This is a genomic window from Sedimenticola thiotaurini, from assembly GCF_001007875.1.
GTDB lineage: Bacteria > Pseudomonadota > Gammaproteobacteria > Chromatiales > Chromatiaceae > Sedimenticola > Sedimenticola thiotaurini.
The window spans coordinates 1,037,045-1,057,923 of sequence record NZ_CP011412.1; the positions used below are offsets into that span (position 1 = coordinate 1,037,045).

18 protein-coding genes and 1 pseudogene are annotated in these 20,879 nt (G+C 59.0%); 13 read left to right on the forward strand and 6 right to left on the reverse strand.

What is annotated here, in order from left to right; all coding sequences use genetic code 11:
* Position 1: 1 nt before the first annotated feature.
* From pheA to mtnA, 5 genes are all read right to left on the reverse strand, one after another.
* Entirely contained in the window at positions 2-1,087 is a 1,086-nt protein-coding gene (pheA, locus tag AAY24_RS04580; protein ID WP_046858691.1) for a prephenate dehydratase, read from the reverse strand.
* A 271-nt stretch (positions 1,088-1,358) separates the two neighbouring features.
* Positions 1,359-2,534, reverse strand: coding sequence for a phosphoglycerate dehydrogenase (locus AAY24_RS04585; RefSeq protein ID WP_046858692.1), 1,176 nt, complete (start codon positions 2,532-2,534; stop codon positions 1,359-1,361).
* A gap of 237 nt (positions 2,535-2,771) precedes the next feature.
* Complete coding sequence (serC, locus tag AAY24_RS04590) at positions 2,772-3,851, reverse strand: 3-phosphoserine/phosphohydroxythreonine transaminase (protein WP_046858693.1); 1,080 nt, start codon at positions 3,849-3,851, stop codon at positions 2,772-2,774.
* A 221-nt stretch (positions 3,852-4,072) separates the two neighbouring features.
* Positions 4,073-6,655, reverse strand: coding sequence for a DNA gyrase subunit A (gene gyrA / locus AAY24_RS04595; protein WP_046858694.1), 2,583 nt, complete (start codon positions 6,653-6,655; stop codon positions 4,073-4,075).
* Between the two features lie 174 nt (positions 6,656-6,829).
* Positions 6,830-7,906 carry an S-methyl-5-thioribose-1-phosphate isomerase gene (gene mtnA / locus AAY24_RS04600; RefSeq protein ID WP_234422241.1) on the reverse strand — a complete coding sequence of 359 codons (1,077 nt, stop codon included), beginning with the start codon at positions 7,904-7,906 and terminating at the stop codon, positions 6,830-6,832.
* Between the two features lie 61 nt (positions 7,907-7,967).
* Here mtnA and AAY24_RS04605 point away from each other — a divergent pair, with 61 nt between their 5' ends.
* The 13 genes and pseudogenes from AAY24_RS04605 to AAY24_RS04665 all read left to right on the forward strand — a co-directional run bounded on the left by AAY24_RS04605 (position 7,968) and on the right by AAY24_RS04665 (position 18,068).
* Positions 7,968-9,284, forward strand: coding sequence for a TRZ/ATZ family hydrolase (locus AAY24_RS04605; RefSeq protein WP_046858695.1), 1,317 nt, complete (start codon positions 7,968-7,970; stop codon positions 9,282-9,284).
* 83 nt (positions 9,285-9,367) lie between these two features.
* Positions 9,368-9,841 (forward strand): DUF302 domain-containing protein, encoded by a 474-nt coding sequence (locus AAY24_RS04610; RefSeq protein ID WP_046858696.1) that lies wholly within the window; start codon positions 9,368-9,370, stop codon positions 9,839-9,841.
* 82 nt (positions 9,842-9,923) lie between these two features.
* Positions 9,924-10,640 (forward strand): bifunctional 2-polyprenyl-6-hydroxyphenol methylase/3-demethylubiquinol 3-O-methyltransferase UbiG, encoded by a 717-nt coding sequence (gene ubiG, locus AAY24_RS04615; protein ID WP_046858697.1) that lies wholly within the window; start codon positions 9,924-9,926, stop codon positions 10,638-10,640.
* Positions 10,633-11,334, forward strand: a complete 702-nt coding sequence (locus AAY24_RS04620) for an HAD family hydrolase (protein WP_046858698.1) — start codon at positions 10,633-10,635, stop codon at positions 11,332-11,334. Before ubiG ends, AAY24_RS04620 begins: the two co-directional genes overlap by 8 nt.
* A 91-nt stretch (positions 11,335-11,425) precedes the next feature.
* Positions 11,426-12,169, forward strand: coding sequence for a YciK family oxidoreductase (locus tag AAY24_RS04625; RefSeq protein ID WP_046858699.1), 744 nt, complete (start codon positions 11,426-11,428; stop codon positions 12,167-12,169).
* A 367-nt stretch (positions 12,170-12,536) separates the two neighbouring features.
* On the forward strand, positions 12,537-13,460 hold the full coding sequence (locus AAY24_RS04630; RefSeq protein ID WP_063370480.1) for a GGDEF domain-containing protein: 924 nt from the start codon (positions 12,537-12,539) through the stop codon (positions 13,458-13,460).
* Between the two features lie 108 nt (positions 13,461-13,568).
* Positions 13,569-14,164 (forward strand): annotated as a pseudogene (locus AAY24_RS04635) (pseudouridine synthase).
* Between the two features lie 42 nt (positions 14,165-14,206).
* Positions 14,207-14,656, forward strand: a complete 450-nt coding sequence (locus AAY24_RS04640) for an NUDIX hydrolase (protein WP_046858700.1) — start codon at positions 14,207-14,209, stop codon at positions 14,654-14,656.
* Positions 14,643-15,257, forward strand: a complete 615-nt coding sequence (locus AAY24_RS04645; protein ID WP_052761063.1) for a hypothetical protein — start codon at positions 14,643-14,645, stop codon at positions 15,255-15,257. The genes AAY24_RS04640 and AAY24_RS04645 overlap by 14 nt, the downstream gene beginning before the upstream one ends.
* Positions 15,254-15,817, forward strand: coding sequence for a hypothetical protein (locus tag AAY24_RS04650; RefSeq protein ID WP_052761064.1), 564 nt, complete (start codon positions 15,254-15,256; stop codon positions 15,815-15,817). The genes AAY24_RS04645 and AAY24_RS04650 overlap by 4 nt, the downstream gene beginning before the upstream one ends.
* Positions 15,818-15,820: 3 nt before the next feature.
* Entirely contained in the window at positions 15,821-16,909 is a 1,089-nt protein-coding gene (mnmA, locus tag AAY24_RS04655) for a tRNA 2-thiouridine(34) synthase MnmA (protein WP_046858701.1), read from the forward strand.
* Entirely contained in the window at positions 16,909-17,526 is a 618-nt protein-coding gene (gene hflD, locus AAY24_RS04660) for a high frequency lysogenization protein HflD (protein ID WP_046858702.1), read from the forward strand. The genes mnmA and hflD overlap by 1 nt, the downstream gene beginning before the upstream one ends.
* 113 nt (positions 17,527-17,639) lie before the next feature.
* Entirely contained in the window at positions 17,640-18,068 is a 429-nt protein-coding gene (locus AAY24_RS04665) for a hypothetical protein (protein ID WP_046858703.1), read from the forward strand.
* Between the two features lie 90 nt (positions 18,069-18,158).
* Here the strand turns inward: AAY24_RS04665 and acnB are convergent, their stop codons facing one another.
* Positions 18,159-20,747 carry a bifunctional aconitate hydratase 2/2-methylisocitrate dehydratase gene (gene acnB / locus AAY24_RS04670; RefSeq protein WP_046858704.1) on the reverse strand — a complete coding sequence of 863 codons (2,589 nt, stop codon included), beginning with the start codon at positions 20,745-20,747 and terminating at the stop codon, positions 18,159-18,161.
* Between the last annotated feature and the right edge of the window lie 132 nt (positions 20,748-20,879).

Here is a 20,879-nt window from a genome sequence, read left to right on the forward strand (position 1 = left end):
TTTACAGCACGGCGTTGGGATAGGAGCCCAATACCTTGAGCAAACGGGATTCGCGCTCCAGCACGGCGAGCGCCTGCTGGACATTCTCATCTTCCCGGTGGCCGTTGATATCGATAAAAAACAGATAGTCCCAGTTCCCCTGACGAGAGGGCCGGGACTCGATGCGTGACATGCTGATGCCGTGCTCGGCCAGTGGCGCCAACAGGGCATTCAGTCCGCCGGCCACATTGCGGGTGGCGCACATCAGGGTGGTTTTATCTTCGCCACTGGGTGACGCCAGCTGGCGACCCACCACCAGGAAACGGGTGGTGTTATCCGGCTCATCTTCAATGTTCCGGGCCAGCCCCTTCAAGTGATACAACTCGGCGGCCATCTCACCGGCGATAGCGGCACTGCCGCTCTCCTTGCCCACCAGTCGAGCCGCCTCGGCGTTGCTGCCCACCGTGATCTGCTCCGCATGGGGCAGGTTTCTGTCCAGCCAGAGCCGGCACTGGGCCAGGGACTGCTGGTGTGAGTAGACCCGTTTGATCTTACTGAGATCGGACTCCTGGCTGAGCAGGTGGTGATGGATACGCATCATCACCTCGCCGCAGATGGAGAGCGACGAGGCGATAAACATGTCCAGGGTATGGTTGATCACCCCCTCGGTGGAGTTCTCCACCGGCACCACTCCATATTGGGCGTTGCCCGACTCCACCTCCCGGAAGATATCCGGAATGGACTGCATCGGCACCGTCTCCACCGAATGGCCGAAGTGCTTCAACGCCGCCGCCTGGGTAAAGGTGCCGGCGGGGCCGAGAAAGGCGATGCGCATGGGCAGTTCCAGGGCCAGGCAGGCAGACATGATCTCCCGAAACAGCCGGGCCATCTCCTCGCTGCCCATGGGGCCGGTGTTACGCTGTTTAATGGTCCTGAGGATGGCGGCTTCCCGCTCCGGACGGTAGAAAAACGCATCGGCATCTTCGCGCTGTTTGATCCTGGCCACGGCCTGGGCCGCCGCTGCGCGCTGATTGATCAGTTCCTGGATCTGGTTATCCAGGGCGTCTATACGTGATCTGATCTGTTCCAGACTCTCCGAGTCACTCATAAATATTCGGCCAAATAGCAGTAGGAAGTGTTGACGATAGGCCGGAGTGACACACCGGCCCACGATAAAGAGAGGCATTCTACCTTATGACGTCTGACCCGCACAGTCAGCAGCGCTTATCGGACAGCGCATAATTTCCCTGCCCCGGATCGGGCTAAAGGACAGAACCACAGCACAAGCAGAACGACCCGTACCAGTCGGAACTGATACGGGTCGTGTCACTCGGCCCGGACTGTGCTGTCGCTCAGCAGCCGGGCGAACGGTCTCTGTGTTAGCCCGAACAACCCAGGCAGCGCACCGAAAGCACTCCGGCTATCCCGGCAATCCGCTCCAGCGTGGCTTCATCCGGTGCCCGATCCACATCAATCAGAGTGACCGCCACGTTGTCACGGGAGCGGTTCAGCATATCGATAATGTTCAGATTACTGTCGGCCAGTTCGGTGGATATCTGCCCCAGCATGTTAGGAACGTTGGAGTTGACCACCGCGATGCGATGCCCGCCATTTCGCGGCAGCGTAATATCGGGAAAGTTGACCGAATTGGTGATATTGCCATCCTCCAGATAACTACGTATCTGGTCCGCTACCATCACCGCACAGTTCTCCTCCGCTTCCGTGGTGGAAGCCCCCAGGTGTGGCAGCGTGATGCAGCGCGGGTGATCCTTCAGCAGATTGCTGGGAAAATCACAGATATAGGCGTAGAGATGGCCACTGTCCAGGGCCGCCACTGCCGCTTCGTCATCAATAATCCCGGAGCGGGCGAAGTTGAGCAGCACGCTGTGCTTCTTCATGCACTTGAGCCGCTCCGCATTGATCATGTGCCGGGTTGAATCGACCAGCGGCACGTGGAAAGTGATGAAGTCGCACTTGGAGACCAGGTCGTCCACGCTCAGGGCCTGCTGGATATCGGACGAGAGTTGCCAGGCGCTCCTGACCGTAATGGTGGGATCGTAGCCGATCACGCGCATCCCCAGGGCATGGGCCGCATTGGCCACCCGGACACCGATGGCGCCAAGCCCCACCACTCCCAGGGTACGACCCGGCAGTTCGAAACCGACAAAGCTCTTCTTGCCCGCCTCTACCGCCTTGTTGATCTCACTGTCATCACCACTCAACCCCTTGGCAAACTCCCACGCCTGGGCGATGTTGCGGGATGCCATCAGCAGACCGGCGAGCACCAGTTCCTTAACCGCGTTGGAGTTGGCACCGGGGGCATTGAATACCACCACGCCCTGCTGGGTCATGCGCTCGACGGGGATATTATTGACCCCCGCACCGGCACGACCGATGGCCTTCACGGTAGGCGGGATCTCCATATCGTGCATTTTGTAGGAGCGCAGCAGAATGGCGTCCGGGTGAGTGATTTCCGAGGCAACTTCGTAATTGTCCCGGGGCAACCGGTCCAGACCGGCCAGTGCGATATTATTCAGGGTCAGAATTTTGTGCATAGATGTCCTCCCGCTCTTACAAGTACTTCAACGAGGGGGCGGAACATCCGGGGTTACAAACAGCTGCCGAGGAGCTGAGAGCTCCTCCGGCAGCTGTTTGAGGTATGGACCTGCAAGGCCTTCCGTTACTAATAAATCAGATCAAGAGTAATCAATAACTTATTGTATTTTAGTTAGTTATCAATTCACACTATCGATGCAGCGCCCCCATCCCAAATAACTCCGTCCCCGGGCTATTTAACCGTTGCGTTTTTCGAAATCGGCCATGAAGTCGATCAGGGCCTTCACACCGGACTCCGGCATGGCGTTGTAGATACTGGCCCGCATTCCGCCAACCGATCGATGGCCTTTCAGGGTCACCAGGCCGGCCTCCTTGGCTTCAGCCAGGAACTTGCCATCCAGTTCCGCATCCGCCAGCGTGAAGGGAACATTCATCCAGGAGCGGCAGCTCTTCTCCACCGGGTTGTGATAGAAATCGGAACCATCAATGGCGGCATACAGGGCGGCCGCCTTGCGCTGATTGGTTTCGGCCATCGCCGCCAGTCCACCGTTGCGTTTCAACCACTGGAATACCAGGCCGGCCAGATACCAGCCATAGGTTGGCGGGGTGTTATACATGGAATCGCCATCTGCCTGGATTTTGTAATCAAACATGGCCGGCGTACCTTTTACCGGTTCACCTATCAGATCATCCCGAACAATGACCACGGTGAGTCCGGCCGGGCCGATATTCTTCTGTGCGCCCGCGTAGATCACCCCAAATTTGCTCACATCCACCGGGCGGGAAAGAATAGTGGAAGATAGATCCGCCACCAGCGGCACATCGCCGCTCTCCGGCACGTAGGGGAATTCCACCCCCTGGATGGTTTCGTTGGGGGTGTAGTGCAGGTAGGCGGCATCCCGATTGAGTTTCAACGTATCGGGCGCAGGCACCGTGTATTCGCCGGCCGGGGACTCAGCCACCACATTGACCTGACAATACTTCCTGGCCTCCGCTATCGCCTTCTTGGACCAGGAACCGGTATTGATATAGTCAGCACTGGTTTTGCCCCGCAGCAGGTTCATGGGAACCATGGAGAACTGGCTGGAAGCACCGCCCTGCATGAACAGCACCTTGTAATTGTCGGGAATCGCCATCAACTCGCGCAGATCAGCCTCCGCCTGGGCGGCAATGGACATAAACTCCTTGCCCCGGTGGCTCATCTCCATCACGGACATGCCACTGCCCTGCCAATCCAGCATCTCTTCCTGGGCCTGCTTCAACACCTCTTCAGGCAGGGCGGCCGGCCCGGCACTGAAATTGTAGACTCTCGACATGATTGACTCTCCAGCTCTCTTATTTTTTACGGAACGAGAAGTAACCCACCCCTCGCTAAATCCCATGAAACAACACAGCCATCGGTTAATCCGGGCATACCCAATCCCGCAGGATGCCATGGACGGAGCGGCACCCTTCAGGTGCCGTTGATACCTTTGGCAGGCGCTTTAAAACCGGTGGATTCTGTCCATCAAACGCCGGCTGAGCAGTAACCTCACCGCTACTCCTCTGAATCGGCCTCGACCTCTTCGGTTGCATCCACGTCCTCTTCCCCTTCCAGGGATTCGATACGCTCAATACCTACCAGCTTCTCCTTTTTGGAGAGACGGATCATGGTCACGCCCTGGGTATCCCGGCCCATGACTGATACATCGGAGATGGGAGTACGCACCAAAGTACCGCCATTGGTGATCAGCATCACTTCGTCACCCTCGTCCACCAGGACCGCGCCGACCTGCTTGCCATTGCGCTCTGATGCCTTGATGGAGATAACGCCCATACCACCGCGGCCACGCAGCGGGAACTGTTCCACCGGTGTGCGCTTACCGTAGCCGTTTTCGGTGACAGTCAGCACGGTACGGCCCGGTTCGGCGATCATCAGGGCGATCACCTCCTGACCGGGACCCAGCTTCACGCCCCGCACACCACAGGCGGTACGACCCATGGGGCGCACCTGGGATTCGTTGAAGCGGATCGCCTTGCTGGCGGATGTAAACAGCATCACGTCCTGGTGGCCGTCAGTGATGGCCACACCCACCAGTTGATCATCATCCCGCAGATCCACGGCGATAATGCCGCTGGCGCGCTGCCGGGAGAAGTTGATCAGCGGGGTCTTCTTCACCGTGCCGGAGCTGGTAGCCATGAAGACGTACTTGTCCTCCGAGTACTCGCGGATCGGCAGAACGGCATTGATCCGCTCATCTTTCTCCAGCGGCAGCAGATTGACGATCGGTTTGCCCCGTGCGTTACGTCCCGCCTGGGGCAGCTCATACACCTTCATCCAGTAGACCCGCCCCCGGCTCGAGAAGCAGAGGATGGTGTCGTGGGTACTGGCGACAAACAGCTGATCAACAAAATCCTCGTCCTTGGTACTGGTGGCCGTCTTGCCCTTGCCGCCACGTCGCTGGGCCTGGTAGATATCCAGGGTCTGCGCCTTGGCATAGCCGGCATGGGAGAGGGTCACCACCACATCCTCTTCGGTGATCAGATCTTCCAGGGTCAGGTCGAGCCGGTTACTGATGATCTCGGTACGTCGTGCATCACCGTATTGATCTCGGATCGCAATCAGTTCGTCCCGGATCACCTGCATCAGACGGTCCGGGCTCGACAGAATATCAAGAAGATCCTTAATTTTATCTATTATCTCACTGTATTCATTGAGTATTTTGTCCTGCTCCAACCCCGTCAGACGGTGCAGGCGCAGATCCAGAATAGCCTGGGCCTGGGTCTCGGTCAGGCGGTAGCCCTGCTCGCTCAGACCAAACTCGGCGGGCAGATCCTGGGGTCGTGAAGCGTCCGCTCCGGCCCGCTCCAGCATCGCCTCCACCGCGCCTGACTTCCATTGCCGGGCCAGCAGTTCCCGCTTGGCATCCGCCGGACTGGCCGCTTCGCGGATCAGCTTGATCACTTCATCAATATTGGCCAGGGCAACCGCCAGGCCTTCCAGCACATGGGCCCGATCCCGCGCCTTGCGCAGTTCAAACAGGGTGCGGCGGGTCACCACCTCGCGGCGATGCCGGATGAAATACTCCAGCATCTGTTTCAGATTGAGCAGGCGTGGCTGGCCATCCACCAGGGAGACCATGTTGATGCCGAACACGTTCTGCATCTGGGTGTGCTGATAGAGATTGTTCAGCACCACTTCGGCCACTTCACCCCGGCGCAGTTCGATCACCATGCGCATACCGTCCTTGTCGGACTCGTCGCGCAGCTCGCTGATCCCCTCGATGCGCTTCTCCTTGACCAGTTCGGCGATCTTCTCCAGCAGTCGCGCCTTGTTCACCTGGTAAGGCAACTCATGCACCACAATGGTCTGCCGCCCGGTCTTGTCGTTGGTTTCGATCTCGGTACGTGCCCGTACGTAGATCCGCCCGCGACCGGTCTTGTAGGCTTCGTGAATACCCCGGGCACCGTTGATCAGTGCCGCCGTCGGGAAATCGGGACCGGGAATATACGCCATCAGCTCATCGATGGAGATGGCCGGGTTATCGATCATGGCCACACAGCCATCGACGATCTCGGTCAGGTTATGCGGCGGGATATTGGTGGCCATACCCACCGCGATACCGGTGGAGCCATTCACCAGCAGGTTGGGAATCCGCGCCGGCAGGACCGCCGGTTCATGTTCAGATTCGTCATAGTTGGGAATGAAATCGACCGTCTCCTTATCGAGATCATCCAGCATGCTGTGGGCGATGCGGGCCATCCGCACCTCGGTATAACGCATGGCAGCCGGCGCGTCGCCATCCACCGAACCGAAGTTACCCTGCCCGTCCACCAGCATGTAGCGCATGGAGAAGGGCTGGGCCATGCGCACGATGGTGTCATACACCGCCGTATCACCATGGGGATGGTATTTACCGATCACGTCACCCACCACACGGGCGGATTTCTTGTAGGGCTTGTTCCAGTCGTTGCCCAGTTCGCTCATGGCGTAGAGCACACGACGATGGACCGGTTTCAGTCCATCACGTACATCCGGGAGGGCGCGTCCCACGATCACACTCATGGCGTAATCGAGATAGGACGTCTGCATCTCATCTTCGAGATTGACCGGCAGGACTTCTTTGGCAAATTCGGTCATAGGCGGTTCATTAACCTGTTTTGTTTTTTGACAGCATTCAATCGGGCTCGGGCTGCCCGCGGCGATATGCACACAGAGCCGGGGCGCGCTTTTTTAAGCCGCTTATAGTAACACAATCCGGGATGGTACTGCCTGAAAAAAAGCCCCTGAAAACGGCGTTTCGAGACTCTCAGCTCACAGCGCCATTAACTCAGCCATCTTTTGCCTGTCTGGCGACAACACAATCCCCTTCTCTGTGACAATCGCGTCCACCAGCGCCGCCGGGGTCACATCAAATACCGGATTCCACGCTGCCACCCCGGGGGCACCAACCCGCTGTCCGCCACAGTGGAGCACTTCATGCGGATCCCGTGATTCGATCGGTATGGCTGTTCCGCTCTTCAGGGTCATGTCGATAGTCGAAGTGGGTGCCGCCACCATCACCTTCACACCGTGGTATCTGGCCGCCAGCGCCAGGTTATAGGTGCCGATCTTGTTGGCCACATCCCCATTGGCGGCGATACGGTCCGATCCCACAATGATCCAGTCGATACCGCCCTGCGCCATGCGGCTGGCGGCGGCTCCATCGGTCAGCAACGTCACCGGTATGCGGTCCTGGGCCAGCTCCCAGGCGGTCAGTCGTGAGCCTTGCAACCAAGGCCGTGTTTCATCGGCATACACCATCTCTATACGGCCAGCGGCATGGGCGCTGCGTATCACGCCAAGGGCGGTCCCATAGCCACCGGTGGCCAGGGCCCCGGCGTTGCAGTGGGTGATTACCGAGGTTTTTGATCCGATCAGGCTGGCGCCATGTTCACCCATGGCCCGGTTGGCGGCCACATCCTCCCGGTGGATCAGCTGTGCCTCCTGCAGCAGGCGCGGCTCCGGGTTCCCGTCACCGATACCCCCCATCACCCGCTGCATCCGCTCCAGAGCCCAGAACAGATTCACCGCCGTGGGACGGGAATCCGCCAGCCGTTGCAGCTCTTCGGTCATTCGATCACGCCAGTTATCGGGGGCAGCCCGGTAGCTGGCACGTGCTGCCAACACCACGCCGAACGCGGCCGTGATCCCGATCGCCGGGGCGCCACGCACCACCATGTCGCGGATCGCCCGGGCGGTGTCAGTGGCACTCTGCAGCTCGATATAGACGGTTTCGTTGGGAAGAATTCGCTGATCCAGCAGGTAGAGCCGATCATTGGCCCAGACGATCGCCTGATCGGCAGTGGGACGAATCCTGAGCGGTAGTGCTTCCATCTTGTTCAAACCCATGGCAAATTCGCGCTATTCTACCCGATTTCATTAACACAGCGCATTCAGAACGGACAGCCATGTGAATATTGACACCCTCATCTTCGCCCGCTGGATTATCCCGGTGGTACCCGACCAGCAGGTACTGGAAGGGCACGCCTTGGCCATCCACAACGGCAACATTCTGGAGCTGTTACCGGCGGAGCAGGCCCGCGCCAAGTACCAGCCCACCAGGGTGCACGAACTGCCGGATCACGCCCTGATTCCCGGCCTGATCAACGCCCACACCCACGCCAGTATGAGCCTGATGCGTGGATTGGCAGACGATCTGCCCCTGATGAACTGGCTCAACGAGCACATCTGGCCGGCCGAAGGCCGTTGGGTGAATGAGGAGTTCATCGCCGATGGCACCCGGCTGGCGGTGGCCGAGATGCTGCGGGGCGGGACGACCTGTTTTAATGATATGTACTTCTTTCCGGATGTGACCGGCAAGGTATCCGCAGCGGCCGGTATGCGTGCGGTGGTGGGCCTGATCGTGATCGACTTTCCATCCGCCTGGGCCAGTGATCCCGATGAGTACCTCCGTCGCGGCCTGGAAGTCCATGACCAGTTCCGCAACCACACCCTGATCAGCACGGCTTTCGCACCCCACGCCCCCTACACGGTCTCCGATCAGCCCTTCGAGCGTATCCGGGTGCTGGCCGATGAACTGGAGATCCCTATCCACATGCACGTGCACGAGACCCGGGACGAGATCAGCCAGGGTGTCAGTCGTTACGGCAACCGCCCCATTGAACGACTCCGGCAACTGGGGCTGCTCTCCCCCGCCCTCACGGCGGTGCACATGACCCAGCTGGAGACGGCGGAGATCGAGCTGTTTGCCGAGAGCGGTGCCAGCGTGGTCCACTGCCCCGAATCCAATCTGAAACTGGCCTCCGGTTTCTGCCCGGTGGAGAAACTGCACCGGGCCGGGATCAATATCGCCATCGGCACCGACGGCGCCGCCAGCAACAACGACCTGGATATGTTCAGCGAGATGCGCACAGCGGCCCTGCTGGCCAAGGGCGTAGCTGATGATGCCGGTGCCATTCCAGCCCATGCAGCACTGCGCATGGCGACCCTCAACGGCGCCATGGCATTGGGCATCGGGGATCGGACCGGCTCACTGGAACCAGGCAAGGCGGCGGACATCACCGCGGTGAACCTGGGCAGCCTGGAGACCCAGCCGCTCTATCAGCCCATATCACAACTGGTTTATGCTACCGGCCGTGACAAGGTGACCCAGGTCTGGGTCGCTGGTAAACAGGTGGTTCACGATGGACGCCTCACCAACCTGGACCAGGGCGAGATTATCCAGCGCGCAGAAGAGTGGCGGGAACGTATCAGTGAATTCAAATAACCCGCGGCGGTCACACAATCTATCACTTACCCGATGCAGCCGAATCAGCCGACTGCCAACAACCATCTGACAAGGAGCGATTGATGCGCTTGATACTCTTTTTTCTACTTCTCCTGCCGACCGGATTGAGCTTCGCCCAGACGCCCATCACAGACGTCGACTCTCCCATCGTGATCTACCAGATCAGCGACGACTATGATGCCATCCGCTCCAACCTGGAGATCGCCATTACCGGGCGGGGCATGCTGGTCAGCGGGGTGCTGCATATCAGCGACATGCTCAATCGCACCGCAGAAGACACCGGCCTGGCCAACACCTTCTACGATAAGGCGGAATCGTTTGAATTCTGTAACCTGAAACTCTCCTGGCAGATGTCCGACGCACACCCAGCCAACCTGTCGATCTGCCCGCTAACCGTCGGTATCTACAGCCTGCAGGACCAACCCGGCGAGGTCTTTCTCAGCTATCAACGACCGGTCATGCTGGGCGAAGCCAGGGAAGTGGAACAGGCACTGATCGAACTCTACGAGGGGATTATCCAGGAGGCCATGGAGTAAATTGGGGTATACTGCATCGCCAGCCGAACCGGTCGGCAGGAAACAGCCATTCCAGATATTCGCCTAAAGAGTCCGAACCACCATGACTGACAGCAGCATCAATGTCGATCAAGCCGAAATCAACAAATTTGAAGAGCTGGCCGCTCGCTGGTGGGACCCCCACAGCGAATTCAAGCCACTCCACGACATCAACCCCCTGCGCCTGGACTATATCGATCGCACGGCCGGATTGCAGGGCAAACAGGTACTGGACGTGGGTTGCGGCGGCGGCATTCTCTCCGAGAGCATGGCACGGCAAGGGGCAACGGTCACCGGCATCGACATGGGCGAGGCGCCCCTGCAGGTTGCCAGACTGCACCTGCTGGAGTCGGGCCTGGAAGTGGACTATCAACGCATTCCGGTGGAGCAACTGGCTGAACAGCAACCCGGCACATTTGATGTGGTCACCTGCATGGAGATGCTGGAACATGTACCGGACCCCGCTTCAGTGATCGAGGCGTGTGCCCGACTGGCCAAACCAGGCGGCCGGATCTTCTTCTCCACCCTGAACCGCAATCCGAAATCCTATCTGTTCGCCATTGTGGGGGCGGAGTACCTGTTGCGACTGCTGCCAAAGGGCACTCACGACTTCTCCAAATTCATCAAGCCGTCGGAACTGGACGGCTGGATCCGCCGGGCCGAACTGCAGACCACCGACATGATCGGCCTCACCTACAATCCCCTCACCGGACAGTACCGCCTCTCCCCCGGTGATGTGGACGTCAATTACATGGTGAGCTGCCGTAAAGAGCATGAGTGATCAGAACGGCAGCGACGGCGCCCGTTTTCACGGACGGCCGATCAGACTGGTGCTGTTCGACCTGGACGGCACCCTGGCTGATACCGCACCGGATCTCGCCTACGCCCTGAACCAGACCCTGCTTCGCCATGGCCGGGAAGCCCTGCCTTTCGAGCAGATTCGTCCCCATGTCTCCCACGGCGGCATCGCCCTGATCCGGGCCGGTTTCGGTATCGAGCCAGGGCACCCGGAGTTCCAGCGCTACCGGGATGACATGCTGGCTATCTACCAGGACAATATCGCCCGGCATACCGCCCTGTTCCCCGGCATGGAGCAGGTGCTGATACAACTGGAGCACCACGCCATCGGCTGGGGCGTGGTGACCAACAAGCCGGCCTGGCTGACCGATCCGCTCATGGATAGCATGGAATTGACCAGGAGAGCCGCCTGTATCGTCAGTGGTGACACCACGCCGAACAGCAAACCCCATCCCGGCCCCATACTTTACGCCTGCCAAGAGGCCGGCATCCCGCCCCAGGAGTGCCTCTATATAGGCGATGCTGAACGGGACATCAGCGCCGGTCGGGCGGCGGGTACCTGCACCCTCACCGCCCTGTTTGGCTACCTGAACAGCACCGACCAACCCGAAGCGTGGGGTGCCGATGACAACATCGCCCTCCCCATCCAGATACTGGAGAAGCTTGGCCTCAAGTGAGGCAGATAATTTCCCCCAGCGCCCCATGCGGACTCGAATCATGGGCGTCAGCCGGTTAGAATAGCCGGATATTCAACATCAGGATCCTGATATGCGCGACTATCACCCCCCGAAAGAGCTACTGGCCGGACGCACTATCCTTGTTACGGGTGCCGGTGATGGCATCGGCCGGGAAGCGGCTATCGCCTTTGCCAACCACGGAGCCACGGTGATTCTGCTGGGTAGAACCATCGCCAAACTGGAGGCGGTCTACGACACCATCGAAGCCGCCGGGGGCGTTAAGCCGGCCATCTACCCGATGAACCTGGAGGGCGCCAGTCCGCACGACTATACCGAACTGGCGGAGACCCTGGGCAAGGAGTTCGGCTCCCTGGAGGGGTTGTTGCACAACGCCGCCCACCTGCCCTACCTGAGCCGTCTTGATGACTACGATCCGGGCATCTGGCACCAGGTCATGCAGGTAAACCTGAACGCCCCATTCCTGCTCACCCAGGCCTGCCTGCCGCTGTTACGCAAGGCCGAAGATGCCTCGATCGTATTTACCGGCGACCATGTGGGCCGGGAATCAAAGGCCTATTGGGGCGCCTACGGGGTCTCCAAGTTCGGACTGGAAGGACTGATGCGACTGTTGGCAGAGGAGACCCGCGGCAGCAGTAATATTCGGGTCAACAGCTTCGCCCCCGGACCGACCCGCACCAAGCTGCGCATGCTCGCCTTCCCGGGAGAAGATCTGGAAACCGTAAAAACCGCCGACCAGCTGATGCCCGATTACCTCTGGCTGATGGGCCCTGACAGCATCGGCACCAGCGGCCAAATGCTGGAGTACGGCGGATAAAAGGCCGGATAGTGACCACCCAATCCAGCCAACAACCGGCAACAGGGACAGTTACCTCACTTCCAAACCGCCCAATGCGGACTTGCAGGCATCACCTGCCCCATTAATGCCCCGGCCATCAGCGAACAACTGACCCGAGCGCCGGCCAGCCGCCCGTACCACCCTTGCCAACAGAGGGTCAATTTCGCCGCCAAACAGCCAGCAAGCGGCAATAATCGGCCGCAAATTACCGTCATAATTTTGGCATCAAGACTAACTAAGGCTGTAACTATTTGTTTTATATATTTTTACTGATTTTGGCATGATAATCGCTTTTAAATTCAATGGGTATTCTGTGACGAATAAAAACAAGTTGGAAACTGCGATTATGATAAACCAGACACATTGTGTTTCAGGCAACACCAAAAGGGTCACAACGCACCCATCGCACCCGGACCTGAACCATGAGACCCAGCACCGGCTCGCCTCAAAAGTACTGGCACTCAGCGGTATTCTCCAGAGTACGCTGGAGATCAACGAGCTGTTGGCACTGTTTGCCAAGGAGATCCGCCAGTTCGTCCAGTACGATGGCCTTACTTACCACTTTCCGTCTCTGAAAATCGATATCCGTTTGGGTGAACAGCCAGCCAACAGCTGTGCCTATGAGTTGGTGGTGGCGGGAGATCACCTGGGTGATCTGAACTTCTTCCGCAATTATCCTTTCGAGCCCTCCGAACTGGAGATCATCGAGAATCTGCTGGCCGGGTTGCTCTATCCACTGCGCAACACCCTCCTCTACCAACGGGCCGTGGAATCCGCCAGCATCGACCCCCTTACCGGCGTGCGAAATCGCGCCGCTATGGACAGCACCATGAAACGGGAGATCGGCCTGGCCCTGCGCCACAAGACGCCGCTCTCGGTCATCCTGATGGACATAGACCGGTTCAAGTCAATCAATGACCAGTATGGTCACCTGTATGGCGACCAGGCCCTGAAAGCCGCTGCCCAGTGCGCCGAACAGAGTATTCGGGAATCCGACATGATCTTCCGCTATGGGGGTGAGGAGTTTCTGATCCTGCTGACCGGAACCAGCCTGGAGGGCGCCGAACTGCTGGCGGAGCGAATTCGTGAAAATATCGAATCCATGCCCCCCCAGACTGACAAGGAGATCACCATGACCGTCAGTCTCGGTGTCACCAGCCTGATCGAAAGCGATGATGTCAGCAGCCTTTTCCAACGCATGGACAGTGCACTGTATCGTGCCAAGGATAGTGGTAGAAACTGCGTGGTGGTCGATCGAACAGACGATTAATCCGGCCTCCCTCCACAGCGGGGAGGACTGGCATCAGGGCAGGTAGACTTGACGAATACGGGGGAGTGCCCATAATCCGTCGCCTGCCCGTCGATACATGAGCCCGAAATGCCCCGATTAATCCTGTTCAACAAGCCCTACGGGGTACTCACCCAGTTCACCGACCAGTCAGGACGCCGTACCCTGGCTGAGTTTATCCCGATCAGCGGCGTCTATCCGGCCGGCCGCCTGGATCGCGATAGCGAAGGTCTGCTACTGCTCACCGATGACGGTAAACTGCAACACCGCCTGGCCAACCCCAAAGCCAAGACCTGGAAACGCTATTGGGCCGAAGTGGAGCGCATTCCCGACCCGGCCGCCCTGCAACAGCTGCGGGATGGCCTGGAACTGAAGGACGGCCCGACGTTGCCGGCCCGCGCCCGGCTGATCGAGCCCCCGCCCTCTGGCCGCGCAACCCACCGGTGCGCTTCAGGGCCAACATCCCGACCCAATGGCTGGAGATCGAGATTCGGGAGGGCCGTAATCGACAGGTCCGGCGTATGACAGCGGCGATCGGATTCCCGACACTCCGCCTGGTACGGGCAGGTATCGGCGAGTGGGAGCTGGGTGATCTTCAACCCGGCGAGTATCGACTGGTGGAACTGCCGGCACACCCCGCCGTCCCCCGCTCCCGCAGGCGTCGAACTAAGAAAACAGAGCGCTGAAGCGGTACAGACCACGGGGCAAATTCGGGTTAAAATAGCGCCATGATCTGGACACCTCACACCACGGTCGCTTCGGTTATCGAGCGATCCGGACGTTTTCTCATGGTTGAAGAGCTGGACCGCGACGGCAACCTGGTACTGAACCAGCCGGCCGGCCACCTGGAACAGGCGGAAAGCCTGGCAGAGGCAGTCATCCGGGAGACCCGGGAAGAGACCGCCTGGGGTTTCTCGCCTGACTATCTGATCGGCGTTTACCGCTGGCAGGTACCACCGGCCGGTACCACTTATCTGCGTTTCTGTTTCCACGGCAGCTGTCACGACCACCGGCCGGATTTACCACTGGATGAGGGAATCCAGCGCGCCATCTGGCTGAGCCGCGATGAATTGGCAGCCCAGCCGGAGCGGTTACGAAGCCCACTGGTGCTGCGCTGTATCGACGACTACCTGGCCGGCTGCCGCTATCCACTGGAGCTGTTGAATGATCTGGCGTAAGGGAGCCCTTCCCTGCCTCCTGGCCTGGCTACTGCTCTGTAGCGGCAACGCCGCTGCCGTGGTGTTTGTCAGTGACCAGGTCAACACCAGCCCGACGCCGGACAACTTCTCCATCTGTTTTGATAACAGCTGTCAGTCCATCCGTCAGCTCACCCTGACAAAACAGCAGTGGCAGGAGATCCGTAACCTGTTCCACCCCGCCCCCAGCAGCGCCGCCGGAGAGCGCACAATCATAGGCAAGGCGGTAGCCCGGCTGGAACAGATCATTGGCCCCCTGACCGGCACCAGCAATGACCGGGGACGCAATGAACGCACTGGCAATCCACTGGATCGCTCCATGGACTGTATCGATGAATCGACCAATACCACCACCTACCTCTATATGCTGCAGAAGCAGGGCCTGCTGAAGTGGCACCGACTCAAAGACCCGGTTACCCGGGGTTTCTTCCTGTTTGGCTGGCCCCACACCACTGCGGTAATCGAACAACAGGAGGGGAACCGCCTCTGGGCGGTGGACGCCTGGTTTCATGACAACGGCCTGCCACCGGAGATCGTACCCCTGGAGCAGTGGCGAGATGGCTGGAGCCCCGCCGACTCATGACGGCCAGAGACATCGCGCTGCTCTGCTGCCTGTTACCGGTCGTCCAGGGGCACGCCACATCCGTCCCGGCTCCCTTTCAGGTCTGTGCCGACTACCATTGCGATGTGCAGAAACCTGTTAAACTGGGCGGTCGACACTGGCAGGAGATTCGCGCCCTGTTTACCGATACACGGACAGCCGAGCAGGAGCGCGAGCAGATTCGGGCTGCCATCGCCCTGATGGAACAGCAGGTTGGCGAACAGACCGGCAGCTGGCGTGATCTGGCCAAAAATGACGGCGATGGTTCGGAGATCGGCCAGCTCGACTGTATTGCCGAGTCGACCAACACCACGATCTATCTGAAGTTGCTGGCACAGGATCGGCTGCTGAGATGGCACCAGGTGACTGAGCGGCGACGGCGCAATCCCTGGCTGTTCAATATCCACTGGACCGCCACTATCATGGAGATCCAGAGCCGGCAGGAGTACGCGGTGGATTCCTGGTTTTTTGCAAATGGGCACCCCCCAGTCATCCAGCCCATCGAGGCCTGGTTGGCCGGGCAGGACTTCGGACCTAAGTAAAATATGGGTAAAAAAGAAAAGATCATCGTCGGCATGTCCGGTGGGGTGGACTCTTCGGTTGCAGCACTCCTGTTGCTTGAGCAGGGTTATCAGGTCGAAGGCCTGTTCATGAAGAACTGGGAGGAGGACGACACGCAGGAATACTGCTCAGCGACGGTCGACCTGGCGGATGCACAATCGGTGGCGGATCAACTCGGCATCCGGCTCCATACGGTCAATTTCTCCGGCGAGTACTGGGACAACGTATTCGAGTATTTTCTGGCCGAGTACCGCGCCGGACGCACGCCCAATCCGGATGTGCTGTGTAATCGTGAAATCAAGTTCAAGGCATTTCTGGACTACGCCCTGCATCTCGGCGCCGACCGCATCGCCACCGGACACTACGCCAGCATCGCTCGACAGGGGGAACGCTGGCAGCTGTTACGGGCCCAGGACGAAAACAAGGACCAGACCTACTTTCTCTACATGCTGGGCCAGGCGCAACTGCGCCACAGCCAGTTCCCCTTGGGGGATCTGGAGAAACCGGTGGTACGCAGAATAGCCGAGCAAGCCGGACTGCCGAATCACAAAAAGAAGGACAGTACCGGTATCTGTTTCATTGGTGAACGGAAATTCAGCGAATTCCTGAGTCGTTTTCTACCGGCCCAGCCGGGTCAGATGGTCACCCCCGAAGGAACAGTAATCGGCGAACACCAGGGCCTGATGTACTATACCCTGGGCCAGCGCAAGGGACTGGGCATCGGCGGGCGGGCGGACGGTGATGCCGACCCCTGGTTTGTGGTGGACAAGGAGATCGCCAGCAACCGGTTGATCGTTGCCCAGGGGCACAATCATCCGCGCCTGCTGAAACAGGGACTGGCGGCGAGTCAGTTGCACTGGGTCGCCGGCACGCCACCGGAACTGCCGATCACCTGCATGGCCCGTATTCGTCACCGTCAGCCACTCCAGGCGTGCACACTGTCGCCGCTTGAAAACGGTAACCTGCAGGTCCAATTTAACAATAAACAGCGCGCCGTGACGCCGGGACAATCGGTCGTCTTCTACCAGGGCCAGGAGTGCCTTGGCGGCGGAATCATCGAACAGGCCTACTAATGAAGAGTGATCGAGATCGATGCATCGCCCTGGCGGGTATATTCCAGGCGGCCCACATGGCGGCCAATATTGCTGAACAGGGTATGGTGGACAGCGACGCCCTGGAGGCCAGTATCCACAGTCTGTTCAAGATCGACGCGGAGAGCGTGGAGAGCGTCTACGGTGGTCTGCAGGGCGTTGAAACCGGCTTGCGCCTGATCCAGCAGCAGTTGGGTGAAAAACGGACCGATAACCTGCAGGTTACCCCCTATGTGATCGCCCTGCTCCACCTGGAGCGGAAGCTGAGCAGGAACAGAGCCATGCAGCAGCAGATTCAGGAAGGGATCCGCTCGACCGAGGAGCGAATCGCCCATTTCCATCTGCTGCACCCCAATATCATTGCCCAACTGGCCGACATCTACACCCAGACCATCAGCACCCTGAAGCCCCGCATCATGGTCAAGGGAGAGCCTTTGCATCTGCAAAATCCCGACAACGTGAACCGGATCAGGGCGCTGTTGCTGGCCGGTATCCGGTCCGCCATGCTCTGGCGACAGTGTGACGGGAGCCGATGGCAGGTGATCATGGGGCGCAAGCGGGTGGCGGAACAGGCACGACGACTCCTGCATATTATCTGATCCAATCTGTTACACCCCGCAGATTGCCAGACCTGGAAAACGGGAACTATTCCAACCTCCCAGGTTCGCAGCCATGCAACAATGGTCCACTATCACCACCGGAAACCAAAACCATGCACAAACGCTATTTCCAACTGCTGATATTGATGTTGTGGGTTTCACTGCTGACCCTCTCTGCGCTGGCAGGCAGCGCATCAGCACCGCAATCCAACCAGGCTCCCAGCACAACTGAAACCGATACTACCGACATCTGGGACAGAGCCCGTGAAATGGGGTCCAGCGCACTGGATAACACGCAGGAGTTTGGTTCAGCGGTTGCCCGCAAGTCAAAACAGGCCTACCAGGTCGTCAAGCAAAAGGGTGGCGAGGCCGGAGGGGCGATAGCCGAAACGTCCCGCAACGCCTGGTCAAAAACCCGACAGGCCGGTGCACAGGTGGCCGATAAAGCCGGCAAATTTGGCAGTGCCGTTGCCGATAAGTCCAAGTCCCTCTATCGCAAGGCCACTCAATCCGCTCCACAGCCCTCGGGCCAGGAGATCTGAGGCCAACCATCGATCACTGCACTAACACCATAAAAAAAGCCCCTGGGGTTACCAGGGGCTTGATCATTACCTGAATAACAAGGGCACCAATCAGGCGTGGAACTCCACCCGGTTGGCGACCGACTGGTAGGCCTCGATCTGATCGAAGTTCATGTAGCGGAAGATATCCGCCGACATGGCGTCGATCTGTTCTGCGTAGACCATGTACTCTTCAACCGTCGGCAGTTTGCCCAGGATCGCCGCAACCGCTGCCAGTTCAGCAGACGACAGATAGACGTTGGCACCGGTACCGAGACGGTTGGGGAAGTTTCGCGTCGAGGTGGAAACCACCGTGGCGTTATCCTTCACCCGCGCCTGGTTACCCATGCAGAGCGAACAACCCGGCATCTCCATCCGTGCACCCGCTTTACCGAAGGTGGCGTAGTAGCCCTCCTCATTCAGTACATAGGCATCCATCTTGGTCGGTGGCGCCATCCACAGACGGGTTGGGATATCATGCTTCCCTTCCAGCAATTTACCCGCCGCACGGAAATGACCGATATTGGTCATGCAGGAACCGATGAACACCTCGTCGATCTTCTCGCCGGCCACTTCAGAGAGCGGCTTCACATCATCCGGGTCATTGGGGCAGGCCAGGATCGGCTCCTTCACATCGGCCAGATCGATCTCAATCACCGCGGCATACTCTGCATCCGCGTCGCCTTCCAGCAACTCCGGATTCTCCAGCCACTTCTCCATGCCCTCTATACGACGCTGCAGCGTACGTGCATCTTCATAACCACTGGCGATCATCCACTTCAACAGGGTGATGTTGGAGTTCAGATACTCGATGATGGGCGCCTTATCCAGCTTGATGGTACAGCCGGCCGCAGAACGCTCGGCCGACGCATCGGACAGCTCGAATGCCTGCTCCACTTTCAGATCCGGCAGCCCTTCGATCTCCAGAATGCGCCCGGAGAAGATGTTCTTCTTGCCCGCCTTGGCAACCGTCAGCAGACCCTGCTTGATGGCATAATAGGGAATCGCGTTGACCAGATCACGCAGGGTGACCCCAGGCTGCATCTCGCCCTTGAAACGCACCAGTACAGACTCCGGCATATCCAGCGGCATCACACCGGTGGCAGCGGCAAAGGCAACCAGTCCGGAACCGGCCGGAAACGAGAGCCCGATCGGGAAACGGGTGTGTGAATCACCACCGGTACCCAGGGTATCCGGCAGCAGCATACGATTGAGCCAGGAGTGGATAATGCCGTCCCCTGGACGCAGCGCCACACCACCCCGTGAAGAGATGAAGTCAGGCAGGGTGTGATGGGTGGTGATATCCACCGGTTTCGGATAGGCCGCCGTATGGCAGAAAGACTGCATCACCAGATCGGCGGAGAACCCCAGACAGGCCAGATCCTTCAGCTCGTCCCGGGTCATGGGGCCGGTGGTATCCTGGGAACCCACCGTGGTCATCCTGGGCTCGCAATAGGAACCGGGGCGAACGCCCTCAACGCCACAGGCGCGGCCAACCATCTTCTGCGCCAGCGAGAAGCCTTTGCCGCTGTCAGCGGCTGGGGCCGGAGACTTGAACAGTGTGGACGGCTCCAGGCCCAGGGCCTCACGGGCCCGGGTGGTGAGTCCACGACCAATAATCAGCGGGATACGGCCACCGGCACGCACCTCGTCCAGCAATACGTCGGTCTTCAGCTCGAAGCGGCACAGCTCCTCACCGGTTTCATGGCTCTTCACCACGCCTTCGTAGGGATAGACGTCGATCACGTCACCCATGTTCAGCCTGGAGACATCACACTCGAACGGCAGTGCGCCGGCATCTTCCATGGTATTGAAGAAGATGGGAGCAATTTTGCCGCCGAGACAGAAGCCGCCGGCTCGCTTGTTCGGTATATAGGGGATGTCATCACCCATGTGCCACAACACCGAGTTGGTGGCGGATTTGCGTGACGACCCGGTACCCACCACGTCACCCACGTAGGCGACCGGGAAGCCCTTCTCTTTCAACTGCTGAATAAACTTGACCGGACCGATCACACCCGGCTCATCCGGGGTAATTCCTTCCCGTTCCATCTTCAGCATCGCGTTGGCATGCAACGGAATATCCGGACGGGACCAGGCATCCGGTGCCGGTGAAAGGTCATCTGTGTTGGTCTCACCGGTCACCTTGAATACGGTCAGGGTGATTTTTTCCGCCAGTTCGGGTTTTTCGGTAAACCACTCTCCCTCAGCCCAGGATTTCAGAATAGCGGCAGCATGCACATTGCCCGCATCCGCCTTCTCCTTTACATCGTTGAAAGCATCAAACACCAGCAGGGTATGGGAGAGCGCCTTCACCGCAGTGGGGGCAAGCTCTTCGTCATCCAACGCCTCAACCAGCGGCTGAATATTGTAGCCACCCAGCATGGTACCCAGCAGTTCGGTTGCCTTGACCCGGTCAATCAGGGGACATTCACAGCTGCCCTTGGCCACATCTGCCAGGAAGGCAGCCTTCACATAGGCCGACTGATCCACACCGGCGGGAACACGGTGGGTAATCAGTTCCAGCAGGTAGGCTTCTTCACCCGCGGGAGGATTTTTCAGTAGTTCGACCAGCTGAGCGGTCTGTTCCGGATTAAGCGGCAGTGGCGGGATGCCCTGCGCGGCACGCTCTTCTACGTGTTTGCGATAGCTTTCTAACACCGAGTGATCCTCCTGGGTTCATGCCTGGATCAGGCCCTATTTCATTAAAAAATTCAATGGATTAGCTTTATTACGCCATAAATAACGCCTATTTATAACCCATAATCAGAAAAATTTCTGCACCGCAGCAGT

Bases quoted from the DNA above. Each gene is read 5' to 3' on its own strand.
- pheA (WP_046858691.1), bottom strand. From the start codon at position 1,087: ATGAGTGACTCGGAGAGTCTGGAACAGATCAGATCACGTATAGACGCC.
- AAY24_RS04585 (WP_046858692.1), bottom strand. From the start codon at position 2,534: ATGCACAAAATTCTGACCCTGAATAATATCGCACTGGCCGGTCTGGAC.
- serC (WP_046858693.1), bottom strand. From the start codon at position 3,851: ATGTCGAGAGTCTACAATTTCAGTGCCGGGCCGGCCGCCCTGCCTGAA.
- gyrA (WP_046858694.1), bottom strand. From the start codon at position 6,655: ATGACCGAATTTGCCAAAGAAGTCCTGCCGGTCAATCTCGAAGATGAG.
- mtnA (WP_234422241.1), bottom strand. From the start codon at position 7,906: ATGGGTTTGAACAAGATGGAAGCACTACCGCTCAGGATTCGTCCCACT.
- AAY24_RS04610 (WP_046858696.1), top strand. From the start codon at position 9,368: ATGCGCTTGATACTCTTTTTTCTACTTCTCCTGCCGACCGGATTGAGC.
- ubiG (WP_046858697.1), top strand. From the start codon at position 9,924: ATGACTGACAGCAGCATCAATGTCGATCAAGCCGAAATCAACAAATTT.
- AAY24_RS04620 (WP_046858698.1), top strand. From the start codon at position 10,633: ATGAGTGATCAGAACGGCAGCGACGGCGCCCGTTTTCACGGACGGCCG.
- AAY24_RS04625 (WP_046858699.1), top strand. From the start codon at position 11,426: ATGCGCGACTATCACCCCCCGAAAGAGCTACTGGCCGGACGCACTATC.
- AAY24_RS04630 (WP_063370480.1), top strand. From the start codon at position 12,537: ATGATAAACCAGACACATTGTGTTTCAGGCAACACCAAAAGGGTCACA.
- AAY24_RS04640 (WP_046858700.1), top strand. From the start codon at position 14,207: ATGATCTGGACACCTCACACCACGGTCGCTTCGGTTATCGAGCGATCC.
- AAY24_RS04645 (WP_052761063.1), top strand. From the start codon at position 14,643: ATGATCTGGCGTAAGGGAGCCCTTCCCTGCCTCCTGGCCTGGCTACTG.
- AAY24_RS04650 (WP_052761064.1), top strand. From the start codon at position 15,254: ATGACGGCCAGAGACATCGCGCTGCTCTGCTGCCTGTTACCGGTCGTC.
- mnmA (WP_046858701.1), top strand. From the start codon at position 15,821: ATGGGTAAAAAAGAAAAGATCATCGTCGGCATGTCCGGTGGGGTGGAC.
- hflD (WP_046858702.1), top strand. From the start codon at position 16,909: ATGAAGAGTGATCGAGATCGATGCATCGCCCTGGCGGGTATATTCCAG.
- AAY24_RS04665 (WP_046858703.1), top strand. From the start codon at position 17,640: ATGCACAAACGCTATTTCCAACTGCTGATATTGATGTTGTGGGTTTCA.